Below are 17,309 nucleotides of genomic sequence, written 5' to 3'. Positions count from 1 at the left end.
GCTACGGCGGCGATAGACTCAATTCGCCAGAGTTGAGCCTATCGGCGCCGCTTTCCCCTCGATCGTCAGTTCTATGGCGCGCTTCAGTTCGTCGCGAACACTGGCACTTTGCGACAGGATCTGTTCGAACTTCAGGAAATCCAGAAGCCCGATCCGTTCGACATTGGGACGGATAAAAATGTGCGGCGGACGGATGCGAAACTTGTTCTCGATGATGGAGCACATAGTCAATTGGTTGGCGCCGATCACTGCTTCGAACGTAGTGGGCATATAATCGTCCGGGCCAACAGGCGTGCCGACAACGTCGATACCGATAACGATATCGGCCTTGTCGAATAACAAATCAAAAGGCACGGGATTGAACAAGCCGCCATCGACCAGAATTCGACCTTCCCGGCGCACGGGTGCGAAAACCGGCGGTATTGCACAAGATGCCGCTATCGCTGAATGCAGATCGCCATCGCGGATATGAATCTCCTGAGCGGCGTGAAAATCCGCCGCCGTGATGCTCATGGGAATTTTCAGCTCTTCCACATTGGCGGGCAGGCTCTCAGGCAGAAAAACGTCCAGCACCTTTTCGATATTGAACTGGCTGACACGCAGGCCGCCCTTGAGCAATTCGACCCAACGGGCCGGACGGGTTTGCCACATGCGCTTTGCGACTTCCGAACGGCGATTGAAAATCGCCGCCATATATTTGTGTATCTCGTGGCCGGTCATGCCACTCGCCATTCCTGCCCCGACGATCGAGCCTATCGAAGAACCCGCAATGGCGACCGGCTTGATGCCCAGTTCATCGAGCACTTCGACGATATGGAGATGAGCAATACCCCGCGCCCCGCCGCCGCCGAAAGCGACGGCAATTCGGGGCGATGACGGCACTGCCTTTTCCAATCTGCCACCTGTTAGCTTTGGGCCGGACCGAAGATCAGAATAGCTGGTTCTGCTTCAAGAAGTTTCCTGGCGATGGCTTTGACCTGATCCAGCGTCACTGCCTCAATCAACTCTGAGCGCCGGTCGATATAATCACGCGGGAGCCCTGCTTCCTGCAAGCTTACCAGAGTTTCAGCAATTGCCGCGGACGAGTCCAGATTATTAACGGCATAGGACCCCTTGAGGAAGCTCTTCGCAGCAGCAAGTTCTTCTTCGGTCGGTCCATCGGCGGCCATCGCGGCAACTTGCTCGCGAATGATTTTCAGAGATTCCTGCGCCTTGTCGGGACGGGTTGCCGTCGAAATCATCAATGCCGAAACATGGTCGCGCAGAACCATGGACGAGGAGACAGAATAGGCAAGACCACGCTTTTCACGCACCTCGGCATAGAGACGCGAAGTGAAGCCACCACCCAGAATGTGATTCATGAGGTAGGCCGCGAAAAACTCCGGATCCTTGCGCGGAATCGCAGGATATACAAAGCTGATCGAGGTCTGTGGCATATCGAAATTGAGGCTGGTCGTTGTACCGAGCGCCAGTTTGGCATCAGGAACGGGAACCAGTTCAGCCATCGCTGGCAGTTCGCCGAACACCTTGTCCAGCAACGCACCCAGATCCTGCGCATTGATGGCTCCCACGACGCCTATCGTCAGGTGGTCACGCGCAAAATTCCTGCGATGAAAGTTCACCAGATCGTCACCCGTGATCAACTGCAACGACTTCACCGTGCCGTCATTGGGCCGCGCATAAGGATGATTGCCGTAGAGAACTTCGGAAAACTTGCGCGATGCTATCGTTGAAGGATCGCGTTGCGAAGCTTCGATACTGGCAACGACCTGCTGACGAATGCGATCAACGGCGTCCTGATCGAAACGAGGCTTGTTGACGGCGAGAGCGAGTAGGCTGGTTACCGCATCGCGATTTTCGGCAAGCATCCGAATGCCGCCAGAAACCGAATCCTGCGTTGCGGAAAAGCTCATTTCCGCGCCAAGATTATCCATCCGTTCCTGAAAGGCATCCGATTTCAGATCGCCTGCGCCTTCATCGAAAAGCCCCGTCATCAGATTGGCTAAACCTTCCTTGCCGGAAGGGTCCTGCGACGTGCCGCCCTTGAACGAAAACCGCATTGAAATGAGCGGAACCGAGTCATCCTCTACCAGCCAGGCTCTAATGCCCTTTGGCGAGACGACCTCCTGAATTTCAATCGCGCGCGCGGGCAATGCGCACACGATCAAGACTGTCATTGATGCCACGAACATGCCAACCATAGAGCGGGCATAGCGAAATGCGAGAACACGTTGGAATTTCAGCATAAGAATGTTCTTCACTGGATCGCTCCTCCCGAACCATTGGCCCCGACGCCTTCAGGTGATGCATCCGGGTTTTCCCGAGCACTTTGCGGCTCTGCATTCGGTGGAAGCAGGTAGCTTGTTACCGATTGGTCCTCGACAAGGTAACGTGTCGCAACATCTTTAACCTGGTCGACGGTAACGCGCTTGATGACTTCTGGCCACTTCTGGATATCGTCGACCGTTTGTCCAACGGACAGTGACGAACCATAAATTCGCGCCATGCCTGTCTGGCTATCGCGTGCAAAAATAACCGCTTTGAGGAAACGGTTACGAGCCTGATCAAGCTCGGTCTGGCTCACACCTTCCTTGATGATCCGTGCGACTTCGGCTTCGACGGCCTTTTCCACGTCACCCAGCGTGGCCCCATTGCGTGGTGCGCCATAAACGGAGAACGTGCCGTCATCGAGCGCGTCACCGCCATAGCTCGCACCTGTATTGGCGGCGATGCCCTGCCTCACTATCAGTTCCTGATAAAGGCGTGAACGCAACGAACCGCCGAGAATTTCGCTCAGGAGATCAAGCGCGGGCGCATCCCCCGGCTTTGCATTCGGAAACCGCTTTTCATTCGCATAAGACGGCACCAGCCAGGATACACGAAATGAAGGCGTGCTCACGCGCTCATCATGCAGCGTCACTATTCGGGCGGCATGTTTCTTGGGCTCCTGTGGACGTTCGCGCGGTAGGACTTCAGCGCGTTTCGGAACGTTTGCCCAGGTTTTCAGGGTCAGTTCGCGCACGCGTTCCGGCGAAACGTCTCCGGCGATCACGAGCGTCGCGTTGTTCGGTGTGTAATATTGCTGATAAAAGTCGATAGCGTTCTTCAGGCTCAGCTTTTCCATCTCCTGCTGCCAGCCGATGACGGGCTTGCGATAAGGATGGTTATAGAAAAGAACAGCATCGGTATTTTCCATCAGCATGGAAGCGGGATTGGAATCGACCCGCATGCGACGCTCTTCCAGAATAACATCCCGTTCCGTTTTCACGGCTTCTTCGTTGAGTACCAGATTCTCCATCCGGTCCGACTCGAACTGCATCACCATTTCCAGAGCTTCAGGAGATACGCGCTGGAAATAGGCCGTATAATCGTAAGAAGTGAATGCGTTTTCCTGCCCGCCAATGGAGGCAACTTTTGCTGAAAACTCACCGGCGGGGTGATTTTTCGTTCCCTTGAACATCAGATGTTCGAGGAAATGCGCAATGCCTGAAACACCGGGCGCTTCGTCCGCCGATCCGACATGGTACCAGATCATCTGTGTAACCACGGGCGCGCGATGATCGGGAATGACGATTACTTCCAAGCCATTCGGCAAAGTGAAATGGCTGACCCCGTCCGACTGGGAAATTTCGGGAAGTGCTGTCTGCTCAGCGGCTGCCGGTGCTGCCGGCGCGGGCTGTGCTTCAGCAGTGGCGGCAGCGGGTTGGCTTTCTGCCCGCACGGCACCGCCTGCCAAAGGCAAAGCCAGTACGAAACCCAACGCGGTGGACAATAGCAAGCGCCGGAGTGAGGGGTTCTTCACCAAGCGACATCTCCAATCGGTTTCATTACTGCCCGGTTCTTCCGGACAGCATATCAATTTGATGCGGACCATATTTGTCCGCGAATTCAAGCGGCGACTTTCAGCCGGATCAGCCGAATGATCGTGCCCCCGTAGTTGCGCTCTTCCAGGATGACGAATCGTTCATCAAGCTCAAGTGCCGCCTCGCCATCTTCTTCAAGCACCAAAAGTGCGTCAGGATTAAGCCAACCGCCTTGAAGTGCTGACAAAAACGCCTTTTCTCCCATGCGCCGTCCATAAGGCGGATCGGCAAAAACGAGATTGAAGGGCTCCATCGTGCCAACGATACCCAACTGGCAGGCGTCGCGCCGCAATATCTTGGTATGTCCCTGCAGACCGAAGGCCTCGATATTCTGGCGCAGCAAACCACGGCCCTCAGCAGATTCTTCCACAAAGGTCGCATAGCGCGCACCACGCGACAAAGCCTCCAGGCCAAGCGCGCCAGTCCCTGCAAACAGGTCGAGGACGCGTGCGCCCTCCACCTTGTCGGGGAAATTATGCGCAAGAATGTTGAAGAGGCTCTCGCGCGTACGGTCGGTGGTGGGGCGAATGGCGTTGGTTGAAGGCGTTACAAGTGCACGCCCGCGCAGCTTACCGCCGACGATCCGCACCGCCGCCTCCAGTTCTGCCACCACCCGGCTTGCCGCCGCCCGGTTTTCCGCCCGGCCCGCCGCCTGACTTGCCTCCCGGCCCGCTACTACGTGGGCCTGAGCGCGTATCACGGTCGGAAGCGCTAAAACGTCCTTCCCCCCGCGGCGCGCCCGGCTTACCAGACTTGCGGCCTTCGAAACCGCCCTTGCCGCGTTCACCTACGCGGCCTTCTGCATCGCGCAATTCTGCACGCTCGCGTTTTCCGGGGCGGCGTTCCTTGCGTCCATCCTCACGCGGCTCGCGACGCTCTGGACGCCCCTCTTCCGAACGATTTCCTTCCGGGCGCGGCCGCTGTGGACGGGAATCCTTGTCGAAACGACCTTCCGGGCGCTTGTTGTAACGACGCTCACCGCCTTCTTCGCGACCCTGCTCCTCTTCGCCAGCCCGGCGTGGGCGCATCTGCAGATCGCCACTGAACTTTGCGGAACGGTGCGGAACCTGATGTTCGACGCGGGGCGGCTTTGCGGCAGCCTTTTCTCCCTTGGGGCGAGCGCCCGGAGCCATCCAGACATTGGCATTCCCGCGACGGCGAGGCTCGACCTTTTCCGTCTTGTCTTCGCGTCCGCGACGGCGTTCGGGGCGGCTGGAAATCCACTCACGCTCCCGCGGTGCCCGACGGGTCTCGCCGTCCTGCTCCGGCTGACCTTCCTCCATCTCGCGGCGAGTGCGTCCCTGAACCGCGGCATTGGAAAATTCGTTCAGGACAGGCGCATCAAAATCTGCTCCCGATTCCTCAATCAGCTTGTCACCCAACTGGTCTCGCAGGGTGCGTCCCTTGATTTCGCGGACAGCACCTTCTTCAAGATCGCCAAGCTGGAACGGACCGAATGAAACACGGATAAGTCGTCCGACCGTCAGCCCAAGGGCACCCAGAATGTTCTTCACTTCACGGTTCTTGCCTTCGCGCAACCCGATGGAGATCCAGACATTCGCGCCCTGCACGCGCTCAAGTTCGGCCTCTACGCTGCCGTAGAATACGCCATCAACCGCGATCCCGTTCTTCAGCTCATCCAACTGCTGTTGCGTCACCTTGCCGTGCGCGCGCACGCGATAGCGGCGCAGCCAGCCCGTGGATGGCAATTCGAGAACACGCGACAACCCACCATCATTGGTGAGCAGCAGGAGACCTTCGGTATTGATATCGAGACGACCAACCGAAAGTACGCGCGGCATTTCGGCAGGCAGCGCCTCGAACACGGTTGGACGCCCTTCAGGGTCACGATTGGTCGTCACAAGGCCAGCCGGCTTGTGATACAGCCAAAGGCGAGTGCGCTCTGTCTGCTTCAAAGGTTTGCCGTCAACCGTGATAATGTCCGTGCGCTTGACATTGACTGCCGGGCTTTCGAGCACCTTGCCATTCACAGCAATACGGCCGGCTGCAATCATCGTCTCCGCTTCGCGGCGGGAGGCTATGCCAGCGCGCGCCATACGCTTGGCTATACGCTCGCTCGCATCCTCCTGCGCTTCGGCATTGCGAGGTCCGAATTTACGCGGCTTGTCACGGGCACCGTCGTCGCGGCGCGGACGGCTGTCGCGGTCTTTGTCACGATCTGGCCGGCCCGGGCGATCACAGCGCCCTCCACGGCCATGGGGACGCTTGCCGTCCTTGTTGTCGTCATCTGTAGTCATCTGGTATTGGCCTTTCAGCAGCGCTGCCGTGTCATCTTACACCCTTAAGCACAGGTAAGAGACAGCCGGAAACAGGAACGCCGTATAAATCCGTTCGCAAATCGGTTTCGATTTCGAGAATTATGCAGTAACAAATCGCTCCATGGCTTGCGAGCGAAATTTCCCAAAGAACGCACGAAATGGAGCAGGCATGAGCAAGGGGGTCGAGGTCCTGAACCAGAATGATACCACTCCCATGGAGATCGCGCTCGAAGAAGCGCGAGCTGCAGGCGCACGTGGAGAAGTCCCCATCGGTGCAGTCATCGTCCATCAAGGCACGATCATCGCGCGGGCGGGCAACCGGACACGCGAACTCAATGACGTGACCGCTCACGCCGAAGTGCTGGCCATCCGCGAGGCCGGAGAGACCCTGCAATCGGAACGTCTGGTTGGTTGCGACCTTTATGTAACGCTGGAGCCGTGTGCGATGTGCGCAGCCGCCATTTCATTCGCCCGCATCCGTCGCCTCTATTATGGCGCAACTGATCCCAAAGGAGGCGGCGTCGAACATGGGCCGCGCTTTTACACGCAGCCCACCTGCCATCATGTGCCGGAGATTTATGCCGGTTTCTCCGAAGGAGATTCGCAGAAAATCCTGCGGGAATTCTTCCGCGACAGACGATAGCTTCAGTTCAGAGCCTTTCTTCCGGTCATATAGCGCAACGTATCGTCACGCAGTGCAAAATGATGGATAAAGGCCATCACAACATGCCCGACGATTACGGCGAGCAAAACCCAACCCAGCAAACCGTGCAATGCGCTCCCCGGTGCAGTCAACGCGGCGTTCTGCACGCCCGTTTGTTCGAAAATCTGGATACCGAGGAAGGAAAACCCGCGCCCGCTGCCATATGTACGCAGCAAGGCCAGTGCGGGGACTACAAACATAAGCCCGTAAATAACGATATGCCCAAGCGCTGCCAATTTGCCCACATGGCCTGACTTGTGCGGGCGGCGGCTCAGGTTCAGCAGCCCCCACGCCCCGCGCAATAACACCAGCACGAGAAGGGCAAAGCCAAGCTGATAGTGCGCCGACCAGAAGATGCTATAGATTGCTGTGTCTTTAGCCGCGACCCGCAGCAATGCAGACGCAAACTGCCAAATAAACAGGAGAGCCATCAACCAATGCAGGGCTCGACTGATAAGGCCATATCCCGAGGGCCTATCCCATATAGTGTTTGTATTGTTCATCAGATCATACCTTCCATCCCGAGTTGGCATGATGACGAACTGCACCAAAGAAATCTTTGATTGAAATCAAATATTCGTCAGATTCCAAAACATTAAAAATATTTAATCTTTTGCTTCAATTATGGGATTTATGCGCTCAACCTCGCCCAATCAAGTATATGGTATAATAAAAAATAGGTCGCAGTAAATTTCCTTCACTGCGACCTATTGTTAAGAATAATAAATTCAGGCGACATTAGTTCCAAGGCAGGTAATCGCGCCAGCCCTTGGACTTACCAGAGGCCTTCTTGCGTTCACGCTCTTTCTGCGCCTCGTCTGTTCCCAACTCGCCAACTGCAGCGGTGGAGGCAGGCTGACGATAGGTAAGTGGCGGCTCGCTCAAATAACGGCGCGTCGAGGAAGATCCCTGAACCTGCTGCTGACGCATTGCCTTATAGGCTGCGACCTTTGCCGGATCGAACGTTGGCGTGCGGGATTCATAGTCTTCGCGGCGGCTGTTACCGCGCGGCAACGCTGCCTGAATATTGGACGCGACGGGCACATCCTGAACGACCGGCGACACGAAATTCGGATCGTCACGGTTCGCGGTAATCTCGTCGCGCAGGCGCTTGCGGCGCTGCTCGGGCGATTCCGGCCAATTTGGATCGTTAGCGCTGGCAACACTCTGCTGCGGAGCAGGCAACTGGCCTTTTTCGCCCGGTGCCGGACGGACAAGATCGGGACGCGGCTTGTAGTCAATCCGCTCTTTCTTGTTCTTACCCTGTCCGAAACTTGCTAAATTCGACACATCGTCCAGGAGCTGTGCTCCCGCCGTTTTGTCGGTTCCGTAGGTTGGCGAAGAAACGCAGCCGGATAGCGAAACTCCCGCTATCGCTGTCATAAGCACCAGAACTCGTCCTTCAATCTTCATTAGCGCCACTTCTTTTACGCTTGCCGATTTTATCTTCACCAAGACTTGCTCAGGCGAGCCTTGAATGAAGAAACCGGCAACTCCAAGGCAGATCTTGAAATTATCCGAGGAATGCCTTGTACATGAGTGCAACTCATGCGGCAATCCGATGTTAACCGCTATTTCACCATGTCCGAAGCGGAGATTGCAACCCCATTTCCCCTCCCGAAGCTCCCGGCATATGAACTGCCGAGAGCAAGATCGTCAGAATTCGATCAAACTTCGAGCTTGCCCAAAGACTTGAGTTCGCGAAGTGCAACAGCATCACGCGCCGACACTTCCGGAAACTCGGGATCTGAGCCAACATCCGTCGTATACCGCCATGAGCGGGCACACTTTTCGCCCTCTGCACGTGCGGGCACGACAGCCACGCCTTTCACATCGCCAAGCGTGAATGCTCCTTCGGGCGCATCGGCGTCACTGAACGAAATGCCGCTGGTGATGCAGATTTCCGCAAAATCTAGACCTTCGAGCGAATCGGTCAGGCTCTTGTCGGAAACATAGACGACCGGAGAAGCTTCCAGCGACGAACCGATGCGCTTGTCGGCGCGTTCCAGTTCCAGTGCGCCGGTTACTACGCGGCGAACAGCACGAACCTTGCGCCACTTTTCGGCCAGCACATCATCCCGCCATTGGGCTGGCGTCGGGCGGAACTGCTCGGCATGAATCGAAACCGAAAGCGGATATCGGTCAAGCCAGGCTTCCTCCATGGTGAAAGGCAGCATTGGAGCGAGCCAGGTCGTCAGGCGATCAAAGATTTCACGCACGGTCTGCAGCGCCGCCTTGCGGCGAACACTCGACGGCGCATCGCAATAAAGGGCGTCCTTGCGGATATCAAAATAGAACGCCGAAAGCTCGACATTCATGAAATCGATCAGCGTGCGGGCAATGCGCTTGAAATCGAATGCGTCATAGCCGGAGCGGACGATCTCATCCAGTTCCGTCAGACGGTGCAGCATCAGGCGTTCGAGTTCCGGCAGTTCCGCATGAGCGACGTTTTCGCCTTCATCATGAGCAAGCGTGCCCAACATCCAGCGGATCGTGTTGCGCAGCTTGCGATAGGCGTCGATATTGGTCTGGATGATGCTCTTGCCGAGGCGCTGATCTTCCCAGTAATCGGTCGTCATAACCCACAGACGCAGAATATCCGCCCCGGATTCCTTGATGACGTCCTGCGGCGTGACCGTATTGCCGAGCGACTTCGACATCTTCTTGCCGTGCTCGTCCATGGTGAAACCATGAGTCACGACGGCGTTATATGGCGCCCGGCCGCGCGTGCCGCAGCTTTCCAGAAGCGAAGAATGGAACCAGCCACGATGCTGGTCCGAGCCTTCCAGATAGACGTCAGCCGGCCATTTCATGTCCGGACGATCTTCCAGCGTGAAAGTATGCGTCGAACCAGAATCGAACCAGACGTCCAGGATATCGCGTACCTGCGTCCAGCCTTCATTGGCGCGGCTGCCGAGGAACCGCTCGCGCGCACCTTCGGCAAACCACGCATCGGCGCCTTCTGCCTCGAACGCTTCAAGGATGCGCTTGTTGACGGCATCATCCTGAAGGATGTTGCCTTCCTCATCCACGAAAACGCAGATCGGCACGCCCCACGCCCGCTGGCGCGAAAGTACCCAGTCCGGCCGGCCTTCGATCATCGAGCGCAGACGCGTCTGACCAGACGCTGGCACAAAACGAGTGTCGTCAATGGCTTTCAGCGCGCGTGAGCGCAAGGTTGTGCCGTCACCAAGGTTCTTGTCCATATAGACGAACCACTGCGGCGTATTGCGGAAGATGACCTGCTTTTTGGAACGCCACGAATGCGGATAGGAATGCTTCAGGCGACCGCGCGCGAAGAGCTTGTCGCGGGCGATCAACTGATCCATGACGGACTTGTTGGCATCGCCCTTCTTGCCGTTGTCATCGATAACACGCGCAGGTCCACCTTCGCGGTCCGGGCCGAATCCGGGCGCGTCCTTGGTATAGAAGCCGGCATCGTCAACGGGGAACGGGATGCTTGGATCGATGCCCCGCGCTTCCAGTTCGCGGGCATTGTTCATCCAGGCTTCAAAGTCTTCGCGACCGTGGCTTGGCGCGGTATGCACAAAGCCCGTACCGGCATCGTCGGTCACATGATCACCGTCGAGCATCGGTACAACGAATTCATAACCGCCGCCAAACCCCTTGAGCGGGTGATCGAGTACGACTTTGCCCAATTCGTCAGCCGCAATACCGCGCAGGCGCTTGAACTGAAGCTTTGCCTTCGCGAAGCTTTCTTCGGCGAGCTTGTCAGCGAAGATGAGCTTCTCCCCCGGGCGCGGCCCAAAGTCGTTCTCGGCTTCCGTGACTTCATAAAGTCCATATTCGATACGCGAGGAGTAGGACACAGCGCGGTTGCCGGGAATGGTCCACGGCGTGGTCGTCCAGATCACTACTGCGCTACCGGCAAGATCGTTCTGGCCAGCGACAGGGAACTTGACCCAGATCATGTCGGACTCGACGTCGTGATATTCGACTTCGGCTTCCGCCAGCGCGGTGCGTTCCACAACCGACCACATCACCGGTTTGGAGCCGCGATAAAGCTGACCGGATGCAGCGAACTTCAGGAGTTCCCCGGCGATCCGCGATTCAGCGTGGAAATTCATCGTCGTGTATGGATTTTCAAAGTCGCCGAGAATTGCAAGGCGTTTGAATTCTTCCGTCTGAACCTTGATCCAGCCGGCAGCAAAATCCCGACATTCCCTGCGGAATTCGTTGATCGGCACTTCATCCTTGTTCTTGCCTTCGGCGCGATATTTCTCCTCGATCTTCCATTCGATAGGCAGGCCGTGGCAATCCCAGCCCGGAACGTAGTTCGAATTGTATCCGCGCATCTGGAAGGAGCGCGTGATGACATCCTTGAGGATCTTGTTCAGCGCATGGCCGATATGGATATTACCGTTGGCGTAAGGCGGGCCATCGTGAAGCACATAAAGCGGACGGTCCTTCGCCTGCTCACGCAACTTCTTATAGAGGTTCATGTTCTCCCATCGCTCGACGAAAAGCGGCTCGCGCTGCGGAAGCCCGGCGCGCATGGGAAATTCGGTCTGCGGAAGATAAAGGGTTTTGGAATAATCGATTTTGGTCGTCTCAGTCATGAGGGTATTCGCCTGTGAAGCCCTGGCCAAAGATGGCGGGCATGTGGATCAAAGAAAACAGGGGACTGTAGAGCACAGCCGGTCGCTCCCGGACCTCCGCGCCGTATATTGCCTGGCAAAACAGCCGTTCAGGCAAAGCGGGAGGCCGGGCCAATAATTCGTATGGCCGTCATGATAAGCCGAAAATCCGTCATCATGGGCACGCTTTTAACAATGAGCTTCACAGGAATAAAGAGGTGAAGGGGCAAAGACGCAATAAAACTGCATCCCTGCCCCGGAAAATGTTTACATTGATGCGGCTCAAATCAGTCCAGCGAGAAATCGAAACGATAAGTTGCCGAGACACCGACCATGAACTGATCTCGCGAGCCGCGTTCCTTGACGATGCTCGAGTCCTTCGCGGGCCCTTGCAGACGGCTATATTCGCCAAACAGGCTGGTATCGATCTTGTCGGTTGCCTTCCACGTGATGGCACCGCCGACACCAGCGGACTTGAAGCCGCTACCCGGATTATATTCTGAAAGTCCCGACGCTGCCGCTTCCTCGGCATCCACGCCGTAATAAGTCTTGAAATAATCCTTGGACGCGAAGGTCGCACGTGGACCGCCCGACACACGAACGGTCGGCGTAACGTCATAGAACGCATCGGCAGCGATATCGCCTACGACGCCCTTATGCGCACGAATACCTTGACGCACTTCGCCGCGCACGCGCAGCCAATCGGTTGGATAAACGTCAACAAACGCGCCCGCCTCACCGCCAAACTTTGTGTCTTTCAGGCCATGGATATCGTCATCGCGTTCGAAGAGAAGCTTGCCTGCAAGCCCCACGCGGAAACGATCATTGTCGATCAAGGCGAAGGATACGTTGTCATTTCGTGACGAGAAACGCGTCGCTTCTCCCTGTCGACCCAGCGAGATCAACGGCTGTGCGGAAAAGCGATATTTGTTGGAACCCTCGAACTTTGGAGCAACGAGACCAGCCGCACCGACCTTGAGATACCAGTCACCGGACCAAAAATGCTTGCGGGCTGGCTGCGCGGTTTCCGCAGCATAAATATCGGGCTGCTGCACGTCTGCTGAAAACGCAAACGGGCTGCTCATCAGGAATGCGGCACCTGCAACAAGTGCCCGAGGAACAATACGTGCCACATTAAACTCCAACAAAAAGCGCCCCAGTTAGTTTTGAGGCATTTTTCTCTTTTGGTCGAGAATAAGTAAAATTTGATTTAAATTTTAAGTGGAAAAAGCAACCACAAATTCGCTTCACGCGAAAGAAAGCAAGCGATCCAGTTCAGACAGCGGCTTCGCCCCCGCAAGAAGAGCTCGTGCCTCGGCATCGTCCCGCTTCATCTGATCGATAAGCGGATCAAGGCCATCGAACTTTATCTCGCCCCGCAGGAACCCGAAGAACGATACACAAGCGGTCTCGCCATATAGATCGTCTGAAAAATCGAAGAGAAACGTTTCAAGTAGCGGAGAACCATCGCTGTCGACAGTGGGACGCCGACCGAAACTTGCAACACCGTCGTGAAGGTCGCCGTTCGCACGCCGGAACCTGACGGCATAAATTCCATGCTTCAAGCCCGCCTGGGCATCGATTTGCATATTGGCAGTAGGAAACCCTAGCGTTCGCCCGAGCTTCTTGCCGTGGATGACTTCACCGCAGACCATATAGCGATAACCGAGAAGTCCCGCCGCCTGAGCGACATCGCCTTCGCAAAGCAGATTTCTTATGCGGGTCGACGAGACAAGATTATCGCCTTCATCCGTAAAGGCATCGACAAGCGTAACCGTAAACCCGGCAGTTTCTCCCGCCTTCTGAAGGAATTCCGGTGTTCCACGCCGTCCCTTACCGAAGTGAAAATCATACCCCGTGACCACACAGCTTGCGTGCAATCGTTCGACGAGAATGTGCTCGACGAAATCTTCCGCCGACCGGGAGGAAAACTCAACGGTGAAGGGCTGCTCAACGACAGCATCAAACCCCATGAGACGTAGGATTTCGGCCTTTCTGGGTGCTGCTGTCAAACGATCGATCGGCGCATCCGGCTTGAAAAAGCTGCGTGGGTGCGGCTCGAAAGTCAAAACAACGGCCGGCAAGCCACGTTTTTCGGCAATCTCCAGCGCGCGTTCGAGAACGGCCTGATGACCGCGGTGAACTCCGTCGAAATTGCCGATTGCCACCACACAATTGTGCAGGTGTCCCGGCAGGGAATCCGTTCCAGAAAGGCGCTGAAAGCTGGATTTGGTCATTTTGATCTGGTCTTTGACTGGTCGTAGGAGGTTGCTCTCATTCAAACAAGAGCATTCAGCGCAGCAACCGGGCGGTTGCCATGCTTCTGGAGAAACGCCTCCATTCGGGCAATGTCAACGGTGCCGTCGGTCGTATAGTCTGCTGCATGAACTCCACCGGAGATGTAAAGCACATCCAACCCGAAATCCGCAGCCCCCTTAACATCGGTGAGAACCCCGTCACCAATCCCAAGAATTTGGCTTTTCTCGACTTTCGTGCCGCGAATTTCTTCGGCAAACCGCAAAGCGGCCTCATAAATGGGGCGATGTGGTTTTCCGGCTATGAGGGTTCGCCCGCCAAGCTGACCATATTCGCGCGCGAGAGCGCCAGCGCACCAGATCAGCCGCGAACCACGTTCAACCATGATATCCGGATTGGCACAGATGAACGGAAGATTGCGCGAGCGCAACCGGACGAGCAATTCCTTGTAGTCGTCCGGCGTTTCGCTTTCGTCATCGTAAAGCCCGGTACAGACGACGCCCGAAGCTTCAAATTCTTCGACCAGTTCGACATCGAGACCGTCATAGATGGTCAGTTCGCGCTCGCAGCCGATGTGAAACACCTTGCGCGGACCTTCTGCAATCAGATCGCGGGTTACATCACCGGACGTGACTACGCGATCATATGTATCCGAGGGCACACCAAGGCCAAGCATCTGCTTTTCAACATCGGGATGCGGCCTTGGAGAATTGGTTACAAGAATGACCGTAACACCCTTGGCGCGTGCGCGTTTCAGTGCCTCGATTGCAGGCGGATAAGCGGCCACGCCGTTGTGTACCACACCCCATACATCGCAGAAGAGCACATCGTACTGGTCGGTCAGATCGTCGAGGCGTTCAAGCTGCTTCATGGTTTCCTCTTGATAATTCGTCTGTAAGGCGAGAACCGCTAGGGCCGTTTGATGGATTGCCAGCGCTCCATCTAGCGTAGCCAACCACATCTGTCACGGCCTTTAGGCCCGAATCCGACAGCTAAAGCGCGTCCAATTATCCCAGGGGATTCTTCATCGTTCATTTACCCTGCTTCGTGACCGACTGTTAGAAAGATGCTGGTAGGAGCAAGCACAACTTTCCATTTCATCAATTGCGAACACAACCGTCGGCGGGGGCCAAAATGAAGAACTGGATCACGAAAGCCGGCAGGCTTCAGGCGCGCGTTTTTCGCTGTTTGCCTCAATTGACCATCCTGCGCTTCGGGAAAGACGAGCGCGGGAATTTCGCCATGATCGCGGCTTTGGTGCTCGTCCCCCTGCTTCTGGCCGGCATGGTTGCGGTTGACACCGCAAACCTCATGCGCGTGCGCAACAACGTGCAGGCTTCGCTGGATGCCGCCGCTTTGGCTGTAGGCAAGAGGTTCTCCACGGGCGAAAGCCATACGGTCGTACAGGACTACGGTGCCCGAATTTTTTACGCCAACGTCACCGCGCTGAGCGCAGACGCAATCAATTTCCAGATTGCCTTTCCCCAGGACAAGACGACGGACCAGCAAGTACAGGCCACTGCCGCATTCACCTACAAATCCCTATTTGGCGTCGTCGCCTCCCGCCTTACAGGCGACAATTGGGATAAACACCAATATACGCTCACAGCGTCTGTCCGGCTCAAGAACACCATCGAAGTCGCTCTCGTCCTCGACAACTCCAAATCAATGGATGAAACAAGAAGCGGATCGTCAAAAAAACGCATCGATCTTCTAAAGGATGCCGCCTCGCAACTTGTGGAGACGATGGCCTCACAATCCGCGCTCATAACCTATGTCGAAAAACCAGTGCAATTTTCACTGGTTCCTTTCGCCGGTTCTGTGAATGTCGGCCCACAATATCTCAATGCGGCCTGGATGGACCCGGAAGGCAAATCTTCCGTCAATCTTGAAAATTTCACCCTGCCCGTCACGATCGACGCTAGCCGCAAGATAGAAGAAAAGCCCGCGGGCAGCGGACGATATTACAAAGTGGGAACCGGCTGGGGAGACCGTAACAACAAACCTTTTTCACGGGCGGAGCTTTATGCTGACCTCACACGGAGATCAAGCGAGCCGTGGCTCGCCTGGCAGGGGTGCGTCGAATCTCGTCCCGGACCTTTTGCGCTGGATGTAACGCCACCTTCTGACAATAATCCAGATACGTTGTTTGTGCCAATGTTCGGTCCGGCTGAATATTACAACGTGGATAGCAGGGGAAATGTAATTTCCACAGTTTTGAACAGCTGGTGGCAAGATGATATGTCTCTTGCCTACTCACCCCGACAAAGCGACTTGAAAAAATACTATCTGCGCGATTCCCTCGACAAGATCTATCGGAAGGGAAGATCGGAAGGCGGTGGCCCTAACTATAGCTGCACAACATTACCCCTCACGCCTTTGACTGACGTTACAACCGAACAAGGGATGAAAACGGTCCAGACGGCAATCAAGGCAATGGTGCCGAACGGCGGTACGAATGTCCCCGAAGCCATGGCCTGGGGCTGGCGAACCATCGTCCAGGGCGCCCCGTTCACAGAAGCCCGGGCCTCAACGGAACGAGGCAATGACAAGGTGGTGATCGTACTCACCGATGGTGCCAATACTTATTACAAATATGACGGCCTGGCTGGCTCAGGGCCCGACCGTGCCGGAAACCTGTCCTATTACTCGACACATGGCTATACCGCCCGCATAACCAAAAAATATAGCCAGAGCCGCCTCTTTCAGGAAAGCGGCGTTTCAGTTTCCCAAAACAACACGACATACACCAAGGCTTTGAATGCCCGCTTTGCCAAACTCTGCGACAACGCCAAAGCCGCCAATATCATTGTCATGACGGTCGCGCTCGATCTCAACGAAGCAAACAGCACGGAGAAAGCACAAATAGACTTGTTGAGATCGTGCTCTTCAAACTCACGCGTGCGCATGGAAGGCGGCAAACCGGCTAAACTCTTCTGGAATTCGACCGGCGGCGAACTGAGCGAGACCTTTCGGCAGATTGGCGATGAACTGTCAAACTTGCGTCTCGTCGATTGATAACAGCAAAAGCATCACCATATGCGGGTATCGGCTACGACTGCCCATGGCGGTTCTGCGTTAAGGATGGTGCAAATTAACCATCATTCGCCTGTCAAATTCCTCAGGCAATCTTGACAAGATCAGACGCGCCTTCTATCTCAGAACCACGTTAGCACTCTCACACGGTGAGTGCTAACAAGCGCGGATCGGTTCGATCCGTTATCAGGGTTCAACGTCTATAACACCAAGGGTTATACCATGGCTGATATCAAGTTCCGCCCGCTTCATGACCGCGTCGTCGTTCGTCGCGTTGAATCGGAAGCCAAGACCGCTGGCGGCATCATCATCCCTGACACCGCCAAGGAAAAGCCGCAGGAAGGCGAAATCGTCGCTGTTGGCGCTGGCGCTCGTGACGAAGCAGGCAAGCTGATTGCTCTGGAAGTCAAGGCTGGCGACAAGGTTCTGTTCGGCAAGTGGTCGGGCACCGAAGTCAAGATCGGCGGCGAAGACCTGCTGATCATGAAGGAATCCGATATTTTGGGTATCGTTGGCTAATCAAGCCTCGGGCGGTTTCGCCCTTACCTGAAACCAATTCACCATAATCTGACCG

14 protein-coding genes are annotated in these 17,309 nt (G+C 55.9%); 3 read left to right on the top strand and 11 right to left on the bottom strand.

The genetic code is table 11. The features are described 5' to 3' along the window. Positions 1-18: 18 nt before the first annotated feature. The 5 genes from ACOWVS_RS01115 to ACOWVS_RS01095 form a co-directional block, all read right to left on the bottom strand. Positions 19-894: a patatin-like phospholipase family protein gene (locus tag ACOWVS_RS01115; RefSeq protein ID WP_025092076.1), complete on the bottom strand. Its 876-nt coding sequence runs from the start codon at positions 892-894 to the stop codon at positions 19-21. A gap of 11 nt (positions 895-905) precedes the next feature. Continuing rightward, complete coding sequence (locus ACOWVS_RS01110; protein ID WP_170873243.1) at positions 906-2,246, bottom strand: M16 family metallopeptidase; 1,341 nt, start codon at positions 2,244-2,246, stop codon at positions 906-908. Positions 2,247-2,257: 11 nt separating this feature from the next. Further along, positions 2,258-3,802: a M16 family metallopeptidase gene (locus ACOWVS_RS01105; protein WP_025092078.1), complete on the bottom strand. Its 1,545-nt coding sequence runs from the start codon at positions 3,800-3,802 to the stop codon at positions 2,258-2,260. 86 nt (positions 3,803-3,888) lie between these two features. Beyond that, entirely contained in the window at positions 3,889-4,452 is a 564-nt protein-coding gene (rsmD, locus tag ACOWVS_RS01100; protein ID WP_006472515.1) for a 16S rRNA (guanine(966)-N(2))-methyltransferase RsmD, read from the bottom strand. Then, positions 4,433-6,121: a pseudouridine synthase gene (locus ACOWVS_RS01095; RefSeq protein WP_006468503.1), complete on the bottom strand. Its 1,689-nt coding sequence runs from the start codon at positions 6,119-6,121 to the stop codon at positions 4,433-4,435. The genes rsmD and ACOWVS_RS01095 overlap by 20 nt, the downstream gene beginning before the upstream one ends. 190 nt (positions 6,122-6,311) lie before the next feature. Between ACOWVS_RS01095 and ACOWVS_RS01090 the strand changes: the two genes are divergently transcribed. Then, positions 6,312-6,785: a nucleoside deaminase gene (locus ACOWVS_RS01090; RefSeq protein ID WP_006472514.1), complete on the top strand. Its 474-nt coding sequence runs from the start codon at positions 6,312-6,314 to the stop codon at positions 6,783-6,785. Between the two features lie 2 nt (positions 6,786-6,787). Here ACOWVS_RS01090 and ACOWVS_RS01085 read toward each other — a convergent pair whose 3' ends face one another. From ACOWVS_RS01085 to ACOWVS_RS01060, 6 genes are all read right to left on the bottom strand, one after another. Further along, positions 6,788-7,348 (bottom strand): cytochrome b, encoded by a 561-nt coding sequence (locus ACOWVS_RS01085; RefSeq protein ID WP_006472513.1) that lies wholly within the window; start codon positions 7,346-7,348, stop codon positions 6,788-6,790. Between the two features lie 235 nt (positions 7,349-7,583). Beyond that, positions 7,584-8,258, bottom strand: a complete 675-nt coding sequence (locus tag ACOWVS_RS01080; protein WP_006472512.1) for a hypothetical protein — start codon at positions 8,256-8,258, stop codon at positions 7,584-7,586. A gap of 254 nt (positions 8,259-8,512) precedes the next feature. Continuing rightward, entirely contained in the window at positions 8,513-11,425 is a 2,913-nt protein-coding gene (gene ileS, locus ACOWVS_RS01075; protein WP_006472511.1) for an isoleucine--tRNA ligase, read from the bottom strand. Between the two features lie 305 nt (positions 11,426-11,730). After that, entirely contained in the window at positions 11,731-12,591 is an 861-nt protein-coding gene (locus tag ACOWVS_RS01070; RefSeq protein WP_006468498.1) for a MipA/OmpV family protein, read from the bottom strand. Positions 12,592-12,690: 99 nt separating this feature from the next. Next, positions 12,691-13,680, bottom strand: a complete 990-nt coding sequence (locus ACOWVS_RS01065) for a bifunctional riboflavin kinase/FAD synthetase (protein WP_006472509.1) — start codon at positions 13,678-13,680, stop codon at positions 12,691-12,693. 41 nt (positions 13,681-13,721) lie between these two features. Next, entirely contained in the window at positions 13,722-14,570 is an 849-nt protein-coding gene (locus ACOWVS_RS01060) for a TIGR01459 family HAD-type hydrolase (protein ID WP_006472508.1), read from the bottom strand. A 263-nt stretch (positions 14,571-14,833) separates the two neighbouring features. Between ACOWVS_RS01060 and ACOWVS_RS01055 the strand changes: the two genes are divergently transcribed. Beyond that, positions 14,834-16,717 carry a VWA domain-containing protein gene (locus ACOWVS_RS01055; RefSeq protein ID WP_006472507.1) on the top strand — a complete coding sequence of 628 codons (1,884 nt, stop codon included), beginning with the start codon at positions 14,834-14,836 and terminating at the stop codon, positions 16,715-16,717. 240 nt (positions 16,718-16,957) lie between these two features. Beyond that, complete coding sequence (gene groES / locus ACOWVS_RS01050; protein WP_006472506.1) at positions 16,958-17,254, top strand: co-chaperone GroES; 297 nt, start codon at positions 16,958-16,960, stop codon at positions 17,252-17,254. The last annotated feature ends 55 nt before the right edge of the window (positions 17,255-17,309 follow it).

Origin of the sequence: Brucella sp. IR068, from assembly GCF_049065885.1 — a bacterium.
Classification (GTDB): domain Bacteria; phylum Pseudomonadota; class Alphaproteobacteria; order Rhizobiales; family Rhizobiaceae; genus Brucella; species Brucella intermedia.
This window is presented reverse-complemented; position numbering and strand designations above follow the sequence as displayed.

Excerpts from the sequence above, each read along its gene's own strand:
- groES (WP_006472506.1), top strand. The coding sequence starts at position 16,958 with ATGGCTGATATCAAGTTCCGCCCGCTTCATGACCGCGTCGTCGTTCGT.
- ACOWVS_RS01065 (WP_006472509.1), bottom strand. The coding sequence starts at position 13,680 with ATGACCAAATCCAGCTTTCAGCGCCTTTCTGGAACGGATTCCCTGCCG.
- ileS (WP_006472511.1), bottom strand. The coding sequence starts at position 11,425 with ATGACTGAGACGACCAAAATCGATTATTCCAAAACCCTTTATCTTCCG.
- ACOWVS_RS01110 (WP_170873243.1), bottom strand. The coding sequence starts at position 2,246 with ATGCTGAAATTCCAACGTGTTCTCGCATTTCGCTATGCCCGCTCTATG.
- ACOWVS_RS01080 (WP_006472512.1), bottom strand. The coding sequence starts at position 8,258 with ATGAAGATTGAAGGACGAGTTCTGGTGCTTATGACAGCGATAGCGGGA.
- ACOWVS_RS01090 (WP_006472514.1), top strand. The coding sequence starts at position 6,312 with ATGAGCAAGGGGGTCGAGGTCCTGAACCAGAATGATACCACTCCCATG.
- ACOWVS_RS01055 (WP_006472507.1), top strand. The coding sequence starts at position 14,834 with ATGAAGAACTGGATCACGAAAGCCGGCAGGCTTCAGGCGCGCGTTTTT.
- ACOWVS_RS01085 (WP_006472513.1), bottom strand. The coding sequence starts at position 7,348 with ATGAACAATACAAACACTATATGGGATAGGCCCTCGGGATATGGCCTT.
- ACOWVS_RS01060 (WP_006472508.1), bottom strand. The coding sequence starts at position 14,570 with ATGAAGCAGCTTGAACGCCTCGACGATCTGACCGACCAGTACGATGTG.
- ACOWVS_RS01095 (WP_006468503.1), bottom strand. The coding sequence starts at position 6,121 with ATGACTACAGATGACGACAACAAGGACGGCAAGCGTCCCCATGGCCGT.